Source organism: Flavobacterium sp. ACN2 (assembly GCF_002303885.1).
Classification (GTDB): Bacteria; Bacteroidota; Bacteroidia; order Flavobacteriales; family Flavobacteriaceae; genus Flavobacterium.
On sequence record NZ_MRCM01000033.1, the window covers coordinates 1 to 9,299 of the forward strand.

General features: G+C 35.1%; 5 protein-coding genes. All 5 read left to right on the forward strand.

The genetic code is table 11. From position 1 onward, the window contains the following. Positions 1 to 30 precede the first annotated feature (30 nt). The 5 genes from BSF41_RS24040 (at position 31) to BSF41_RS23355 (ending at position 8,815) form a co-directional block, all read left to right on the forward strand. Complete coding sequence (locus BSF41_RS24040) at positions 31 to 153, forward strand: hypothetical protein (RefSeq protein ID WP_256385533.1); 123 nt, start codon at positions 31 to 33, stop codon at positions 151 to 153. A gap of 388 nt (positions 154 to 541) precedes the next feature. Beyond that, on the forward strand, positions 542 to 2,272 hold the full coding sequence (locus BSF41_RS23340) for a glycoside hydrolase family 43 protein (protein ID WP_095931880.1): 1,731 nt from the start codon (positions 542 to 544) through the stop codon (positions 2,270 to 2,272). 182 nt (positions 2,273 to 2,454) lie between these two features. Continuing rightward, positions 2,455 to 5,172, forward strand: a complete 2,718-nt coding sequence (locus BSF41_RS23345; RefSeq protein ID WP_095931881.1) for an alpha/beta hydrolase-fold protein — start codon at positions 2,455 to 2,457, stop codon at positions 5,170 to 5,172. Between the two features lie 49 nt (positions 5,173 to 5,221). After that, complete coding sequence (locus tag BSF41_RS23350; protein WP_095931882.1) at positions 5,222 to 6,802, forward strand: glycoside hydrolase 43 family protein; 1,581 nt, start codon at positions 5,222 to 5,224, stop codon at positions 6,800 to 6,802. A gap of 69 nt (positions 6,803 to 6,871) precedes the next feature. Continuing rightward, positions 6,872 to 8,815: a glycoside hydrolase family 97 protein gene (locus BSF41_RS23355; protein WP_095931883.1), complete on the forward strand. Its 1,944-nt coding sequence runs from the start codon at positions 6,872 to 6,874 to the stop codon at positions 8,813 to 8,815. Positions 8,816 to 9,299: the final 484 nt, after the last annotated feature.

Below are 9,299 nucleotides of genomic sequence, written 5' to 3' on the forward strand. Positions count from 1 at the left end.
AAATTATATATACTACTTATTGTATAGGAAATGGAAGAACATAGACCTGTAACGATTTACGATATTGCAGAGTGGTACATTGACGATTTCACGGGCTTGTTCGCGAATCTTCGAAAATTGATCTTCCAAAAAACTGCCATGCATTCTAGGTAACAGCAGTTTTCTTTTTTTTATAAAACTAAATTTATTCTTCAAATTGTAATCTTTAAATAACGTAAATAGCTTTTAGTAATTTTAAAAAAAGAAATCAAGAAGGTGTTTTTTATGTTTTCTTTAGGAATATCAGATAAACATATTCTTTTTGGCAAATATGTCTACAATGGTGCAGATGTATTTGATTAAAATTTAATTTTTAAGGCTTAATGATACGATAACTTCTTTTTTTTGGCTTTATTTTTTTGTAATATGCAATTAAATAAAACACAACCGATTGCGTTTGAATAATATTTTTTTTATATTTGTTAAAAATACACTTATAAAATGTTAACCAATTTTTGCTTAAAAGTGTATCAGCTTAATAGGAACCAAAAAACAATGAACAATGATTACAAGAAAATTATCTTTTTTATTCATAATAGGATTTTTATGTGTTTTCTCATTAACAGCTCAGGAGAAAAATTCAAAGAAAAAAACAAATAAACAGGCTCCAGTATTTTCGAATGTGGTATATCAGGGAGATGACCAGATATATAAAAACAATCCATTAAAAGAAGATGAGTTTTATTCTCCAGTTCTGCAGGGATGTTATCCCGATCCAGCCATTACAAGAAAAGGAGACGATTATTATATGGTATGTTCTTCATTTGCCATGTTTCCAGGAGTGCCAATTTTTCATTCTAAAGATTTAGTAAACTGGACTGATTTAGGTGGGGTATTGAATAATGTTTCAGAGTTTAACCCCCACGATACAGGCATCAGTGCTGGGGTTTATGCGCCTGGAATTACTTACAACCCTCACAATGATACTTTCTATATGATTGTAACGGCATTTACAGGAAATATGGGCAATATTATTGTAAAAACTAAAGATCCGAAAAAAGGTTGGGGAAGTCCAATTAAACTGGCTTTTAACGGAATTGATCCGTCTATTTTCTTTGATGATGATGGCAAAGGTTATGTGGTGCACAATGATGCGCCAGATAAAGGAAAAGAATTATACGAGGGGCATCGTGTGATTAAAGTTTGGGAATACGATCTAGAGAAAGATCAGGTTATTTCTGGTACAGATAAAATTATAGTGGATGGTGGAGTTGATCTTTCTAAGAAACCCATATGGATAGAAGCTCCTCATTTATATAAAAAAGACAATCATTATTATTTAATGTGTGCCGAAGGAGGTACAGGAGGAAATCATAGTGAGGTTATTTTTATTAGTGATAGTCCAAAAGGCCCTTTTAAGCCAGCATCCAATAATCCGATTCTTACTCAAAGATATTTCCCTCAAAATAGGCCCGATAAAGTAGATTGGGCAGGGCATGCTGATTTAGTACTTGGTCCTGATAATAAATATTATGGCGTATTTTTAGGAATTCGCCCCAATGAAAAAGACAGAGTAAATGCTGGACGAGAAACGTTTATGTTGCCCGTAGACTGGTCGGGGACTTTTCCTGTTTTTGAAAATGGCCTAGTTCCAATGGGACCAAAATTGAAGATGCCAAATGGTGTATTAAATAAAACTGGTAAAGATGGTTTTTTTCCTAATGGCAATTTTACATTTACAGAGAGTTTTACCTCAGAAAAGCTAGATTACAGATGGATAGGATTGAGAGGCCCAAGAGAGCATTTTATTTCTATTGTTAAAACAGGATTGCAGATTAGTCCCTTTTCTGTCAATATCAAAGAATTAAAGCCAACTTCGACATTATTCTACAGACAGCAGCACAATAATTTTTCTTTTGAAACCACATTAGAGTATAAACCTAACTCTGAAAAAGATTTGGCAGGAATAGTATGTCTTCAAAATGAACACTTTAATTATGTTTTTGGAGTAACTAAAAAAGAAAAAGATACTTATGTTCTACTGGAAAGAACAGAAAATGGCCAATCAGAAATTATAGCTAGTACAAAAATTGAGATTAAGGGTGTAATGAACTTGAAAGTAAAAGCAATAGGAGATAATTATCAGTTTAGCTACGCTTTAAATGGTGCCGATTTTCAAAATCTGGGAAGCACAGTCTCAGGAGATATCCTTTCGACAAATGTAGCGGGAGGATTTACAGGAGCTTTGGTAGGTTTATATGCTACTGCATCCAATAATGCAATTCCGAAATAAAACACAAAAACAGCAGCAGGATCACTGGATTGAGCTCAAATGCATGGATCCGAAAAAACATCTTTGATGCAGTAATTGATTTTGACAAAGAAAGGGCATCAGAAACTGATTCTTGGATACCAAAGAATCGGGGAAGCAGTAGATTTAAACTTATTTAATAAAAGCAGATTTAACAAGATATCATGAAATCAATACTTAAGTTTTTCGCAGTTACAGTTCTTTTTTTTACAGGATATAATGGATATTCTCAAGACCCAAATTTTCATATCTATTTGAGTTTTGGACAGTCAAATATGGAGGGCGCTGCGCCAATAGAAGCTGAACACAAGATAAATGTAGATCCTCGTTTTCAGGTTTTAGAAGCGGTAAACTGCCCAGAATTAAATCGCGAGATGGGCCAATGGTACACAGCGATACCGCCGTTATGCCGATGTAAAACCGGATTAACACTAACAGATTTTTTTGGAAGAACAATGGTTGCCAATCTTCCTAAAAATATAAAAGTAGGAGTGGTAAATGTTGCAGTTGGAGGTTGTAAAATTGAGCTTTTTGATAAAGATAATTTCGAAAACTACATGAAAACAGCGCCAGACTGGATGCTCGGAATGATCAAAGAATATAATGGAAGTCCTTATGCGAGACTTGTTGAAATGGCAAAAATTGCGCAGAAAAAAGGCGTTATAAAAGGAATATTATTACACCAGGGAGAATCAAATACTGGGGATACACTTTGGCCAAAAAAGGTCAAAATTGTATACGATAATTTGATGAAAGATTTGAATTTAGACCCTAAGAAAGTGCCTTTACTTTCTGGAGAGACCGTTCATGAAGATCAAAACGGCAAATGTGCGAGCATGAATAAAATTATTGCAACACTGCCTCAGACCATTCCAACGTCTTATGTAATTTCATCAAAAGGTTGTGCAGTGGCTTCAGATTTGCTCCATTTTAATGCAGCAGGCTATAGAGAATTAGGAAATCGCTATGCAGAAAAAATGCTTTCGTTATTAGGGTATAAATCAGATAATTCGAAAGAGCCTTTTATAGTTCAGGCGCCTATAGGTTTTGATCAGTTGAATCCAGCAGTTCCAGCTGGAAAAGTAGAAACGGTAAGTTATAATTCGAAGACGGTTGAAACAGTTAGGAAAGCAACTATTTACACGCCACCGGGATTTGCTAAAAATAAAAAATATCCAGTTTTATACCTTTTACACGGAATTGGTGGAGACGAAAAAGAATGGCTTAATGGTGGAAGTCCGCAGATTATATTGGACAATCTTTATGCAGAAGGAAAACTTCAGCCAATGATTGTGGTAATGCCAAACGGAAGAGCCATGAAAGATGACAGCGCTTCGGGAAATATTATGGCACCAGACAAAGTGCAGGCATTTGCAGATTTTGAAAAAGATCTATTAAATGATTTAATTCCTTTTGTTGAAAAAAAATACAATGTCTTCAAGGCCAGAGAACATCGTGCCATTGCAGGATTATCTATGGGAGGGGGACAGTCTCTGAATTTCGGTTTAGGGAATTTGGACAAGTTTGCATGGATCGGCGGATTTTCGTCGGCTCCTAATACTAAGAAAACAGAAGAGTTAGTTCCCAATCCTGAAGAAACTAAAAAGAAACTGAAACTACTTTGGATTTCTTGCGGAGATAATGATTGGCTGATTGAAAACAGTAGACGCCCCCACGATTATTTATTTAAAAATAATGTGCCGCACATTTATTATCTGGAGCCTGGAGTTCACGATTTTAAAGTATGGAAAAACAGTTTATACATGTTTTCGCAGTTATTGTTTAAACCCGTTGATGAATCAAGTTTTGCAAAATATACCGTTTTAGGAACGACAGCCCAAACGAATATTCGTAATGCTAAGTATCCTCAGATATTGCCTGATAACAGGGTAATCTTTAAAGTCAGCGCGCCTGAAGCTTTGAAAGTGCAGATAGATCTGGGACGAAAGTACGATATGCAGAAAGACGGACAGGGCGTTTGGAGTGTTACAACCGATGTGATAAATGGAGGATTTAACTATTACTCCCTTTTAATTGACGGTGTGGCAGTTGCAGATCCGTCAAGTGAAACCTTTTATGGAATGGGCCGCATGGCAAGCGGAATAGAAATTCCTAAAAGAGATGGAGATTTTTATGACTTGAAAAACGTTCCGCATGGTGAGGTAAGAACAATGAAATACTTTTCGAGAGCAACTAATTCATGGCGCGAAATGTATGTCTATACACCGCCAGGATATGAAACCGCATCTGAAAAATTTCCTGTTTTATATCTTCTGCATGGAGGAGGCGAAGACCAGAGAGGATGGAGCGCTCAAGGAAAGGCTAATTTAATTTTAGATAATCTGATTGCAGAAAATAAAGCAAAGAAAATGCTGATTGTAATGCTTGATGGAAATATGGGAAATGCAGGCGGTATTGCTGGTTTTAGCGAAGAAACATTAAAAGCATTTGAAAACGAATTAAAAAACGGAGCTATACCTTTTGTAGAAAGTAATTTTAAAGTTGCAACCGATAGTAAAAATAGAGCTTTAGCAGGTTTGTCAATGGGAGGACTGCAGACACTTTATGCAGGAATTAAAAATTCGGAACTGTTCTCAAGTCTCGGCGTATTCAGTTCAGGCTGGTGGGCAAATAACCCAAAATTAGCCGATCCTCAATATGAGTTTATAAAAAGTAATGCACAGTCTATTAATAGTAATCTAATAAAATTGTGGATTTCGATGGGAGGAAAGGAAGACATCGCCTACGAGAATTGTCAGGTAATGATGAAAAAGTTTGATCAGCTCGGTCTTAAATATAGCTATAGCGAATATTCTGGTGGACACACATGGCCAGTGTGGAGACATGATTTATTGCTGTATTCGCAGTTGTTATTCAATTAGTTTAATATTCCTTTCAGATATTTTTTTAGAAATACCGAAAAAAGAAATTATGATAAAAATACAAGATTTTATATATGCTATTTTAGCCATTACAATGAATATTTTTGCAAGTCAGGCTCAAAAGGACAAAGCTCAAAATCCCATTATTTTTGCAGATGTGCCAGATTTATCCATAATCAGAGTAAACGACACATATTATATGAGTAGTACAACGATGCATATGAATCCTGGTGTTCCTATTATGAAATCTAAAGATTTAGTGAATTGGCATCTTGTAAATTACGCTTACCAAACTTTAGAAGATAATGATGATCGGTTGAATTTAGATCATGGAAAAAATGACTACGGCAGGGGTTCATGGGCAAGCAGTCTGCGCTATCATAACGACGTATATTATGCGAGTACTTTTTCGGGAACAACAGGCAAAACGTATATTTTTTCTACAATAGATATTGAAAAAGGACCTTGGAGAAGAATTGTGTTAAACAATTCGTACCATGATCATTCGCTTTTCTTTGATGATAATGGTAAAGTTTACCTTGTCTGGGGAGGCGGAAAGATTCAAATAGTTGAATTAAAAGAAGATTTATCAGAAGTAAAGGAAGAGACTAAAAAAGTTTTAATAGAAAATGCCAATGAACCTGTGAAAAGCGATATAATGCTGCCAGCTGAAGGATCACAGCTTTTTAAAATTAAAGGAAAATATTATTTATTTAATATCTGCTGGCCCAAAAACGGTATGCGCACCGTAATCATACATAGAGCAGATTCTATTGCAGGACCTTGGGAAGGAAAGATTGGACTGCAGGATTTAGGTGTAGCGCAAGGCGGACTTATTGATACTCCAGACGGCAGATGGTTTTCTTATTTATTTAGAGATGCAGGAGGTGTTGGCCGTATTCCGTATTTGGTTCCTGTAAAATGGGAAAACGGTTGGCCGATATTGGGAGAAAATGGTAAAGTGCCAGAAAATCTAGATCTTCCTGTTGATAAAAGCCTGATTACCAGAATTGTAAACTCAGATGAATTTACCCGTAAAAATGGAGAGCATGATTTGCCGCTGGTTTGGCAATGGAATCATAATCCAGATAATAAGTTTTGGTCTGTAAAAGAAAGAAAAGGTTACTTAAGATTAAAAACATCCAGAATAGACAGCAGTTTTACGCAGGTAAAAAACATTCTGACACAAAGAACTTTTGGGCCTGTATGTTCGGGATCTACTATGTTGGAACTTTCAAATATGAAAGAAGGAGATTTTGCAGGACTTTCGTTGCTACAAAAAGATTTTGGTCTCGTTGGAGTAAAAGTCGAGAAGGGCAAGAAAAAAATTATCATGATAAATGCTGAAAATGGAAATCCCAAAGAAATAGAAAGTGTTTTATTAAATCAGGACAAAATCTATTTTAAAGCAGAATGCAATTTTAAAAACCAAGCCGACCGAGGAAAATTTTATTATAGTTTAGATGGCAAAAAATGGATTAATATTGGGAAACCAATAAAGATGCCGTACACAATTCCACATTTTATGGGCTATCGATTTGGACTGTTTAATTATGCTTCAAAAACAATTGGAGGTTTTGCAGATTTTGATTATTTCCGATTGAATGATAAAATTTCAGAAACGAAGTAAACTGTATCTGTATACTTATATAAAAAAAACACTTTAAAAATTCCTTTATCAAAAGATAAATCTATAATTATGAATCTTAAAAGTTTAATACTCTTCTGTTTAGTTGGATTTTTGAAACTAAATGCTCAGCCGACGATAAAAAGTCCAGACGGAAAACTCATAGTTTCGGTTTCTATAAGTAATGGAATTCCATTCTACACCGTTACATACAATGAAAAGAGTTTTATAGAAAAATCTCCTTTAGGATTAAAAACAAATGCAGGAGATTTTAGCTCAGGCTTGTCTTTACAGGCAGATGTGAAACAAAATAAAATAGACGAGACTTACCAATTGCGCAATATAAAACAAAGCAACGTTCATTATATAGCAAACGAAGCCATTTTTTCATTCACAAAAGATAATGCATCCGTCCTTGATGTTGTTTTTAGAGTCAGCAACAACAATGTGGCATTTAAATATAAATTATATCCACAGAAAGAAACACTTTCGGGTGTGGTTCAAGAAGAGGTCTCAGGATTTTTATTGCCAAAAGGAACTACTACATTTCTTTGTCCGCAAAGTAATCCAATGACAGGATTTGCTAGGACTGCACCTAGTTACGAGACTTCCTATACACTAGATGATGCAGTCGGAAAAAATGGATTAGGAAATGGATATACATTTCCATGTCTATTTAAGGTAAATAACAGCGGATGGGTCTTAATTTCTGAAACAGGTGTAGATAGCGGTTATTGTGCAAGCAGATTAATTGGACATGAAAATGGGTTATATACAATTGGATTTCCGATGCCGGGAGAGAATAACGGAAACGGAACAACAGCACCAGGAATATCACTTACGGGAGAAACACCGTGGCGCACTATCACAATAGGAGAAACACTTGCGCCTATTGTCGAGACTACAGTTCCGTTTGATTTGGTTAAACCAAAATATAAAGCATCTAAAGAATATCGATATACAAAAGGCACTTGGAGCTGGATTATAAAAATGGATGATAATACCACTTTTCCTGTGCAAAAACAGTATATCGATTTTAGTGCCTCGATGGGATATGAAACTGTTTTAGTTGATGCGCTTTGGGATACGCAGATAGGTCGTGAAAAAATAGCAGAATTAGCAGCATACGGCGCGCAGAAAGGCGTAGGACTTTATTTGTGGTACAATTCAAATGGGTATTGGAATGATGCTCCGCAGGGACCGAGGGGATTAATGGATAATGCCGCTATCCGACGTAGAGAAATGGCATGGATGAATAGCATTGGGATTAAAGGCATTAAAGTTGACTTTTTTGGAGGTGATAAGCAGGTAACGATGAAATTATATGAAGATATTTTAACAGATGCGAATGATTTTGGAATTATGGTCATTTTTCATGGCTGTACCTTACCAAGAGGTTGGGAACGAATGTATCCTAATTTTGCGTCTAGCGAAGCGGTTTTGGCAAGTGAGAATCTGCATTTTGGGCAGCAAAGCTGTGATAATGAAGCTGTAAATGCAGCAACGCATACTTTTATTAGAAATACGGTTGGAAGCATGGATTTTGGAGGAAGCGCTTTAAATAAATTCTACAACAGTGATAACATTGCCAATAAAGGTTCAAAAAGAATGACTTCTGATGTGTTTGCTTTGGCTACTTCAGTGCTTTTTCAAAGCGGCGTGCAGCATTTTGCCTTAGCGCCAAATAATTTGCATGACGCTCCAGATTGGGCTATAAAATTTATGAAAGAAGTGTCTACAGTCTGGGATGAGGTTCGTTTTTTGGATGGATATCCAGGCAGATATGTATTGCTGGCCAGAAGGAAAGGAGCAAAGTGGTATATCGCTGGAATTAATGCTGAAAATAAAACCCTTAGAACAAAACTAAAATTAGACATGTTTTCTTCTGGGACAGCGGTAAATTCTTATACAGATGATGATCAGCTCAATGGAAAAGTAAATGCACTTAAAATAAATAAAAACAAAGAAGTAGAAATAAAAATACCTCGTAATGGAGGGATTGTAATAATCAATTAAAACAACTTGAATAATTAGTATTAAAATCAGTTAATCTGATTTGTTTGATCAAAAGTCAGTGCCCTAAAAAGTTAGATACTATTTGGGGTATTTTTAATGAAGAAACCAAACAAGACTTTAGACGGATAGAACTTATACCAAAAAGGATTTCTAGAGTTATTTGCGATAAACGTAAAAGGCTTATCAAAAAATTACAGCTCGATGCAGATTATGGCATTAATCGCATCGGGCTTTTTTGTTTTTTGTAGCGCTACAAATAGCCTTAAGTAGGTTTTGTTATTTTTAACAACCGATTGTTGTTTTTGTTTTCCTTGCCGTTTTTGTTGCTTTTTCTTTATAAGATAAATTGTAAAAGAATGCTTTTTAACTCATTTTAGTACTATATTACTTATTTTATAATCCTATTTATATTAAAATATTAGATTTTTCTTATATTATATTTTTTGTAGAAAATTGGTCAGTTAGCTACTGAATTATTATAATT

Bases quoted from the DNA above. Each gene is read 5' to 3' on its own strand.
- BSF41_RS23355 (WP_095931883.1), top strand. From the start codon at position 6,872: ATGAATCTTAAAAGTTTAATACTCTTCTGTTTAGTTGGATTTTTGAAA.
- BSF41_RS23340 (WP_095931880.1), top strand. From the start codon at position 542: ATGATTACAAGAAAATTATCTTTTTTATTCATAATAGGATTTTTATGT.
- BSF41_RS24040 (WP_256385533.1), top strand. From the start codon at position 31: ATGGAAGAACATAGACCTGTAACGATTTACGATATTGCAGAGTGGTAC.
- BSF41_RS23350 (WP_095931882.1), top strand. From the start codon at position 5,222: ATGATAAAAATACAAGATTTTATATATGCTATTTTAGCCATTACAATG.
- BSF41_RS23345 (WP_095931881.1), top strand. From the start codon at position 2,455: ATGAAATCAATACTTAAGTTTTTCGCAGTTACAGTTCTTTTTTTTACA.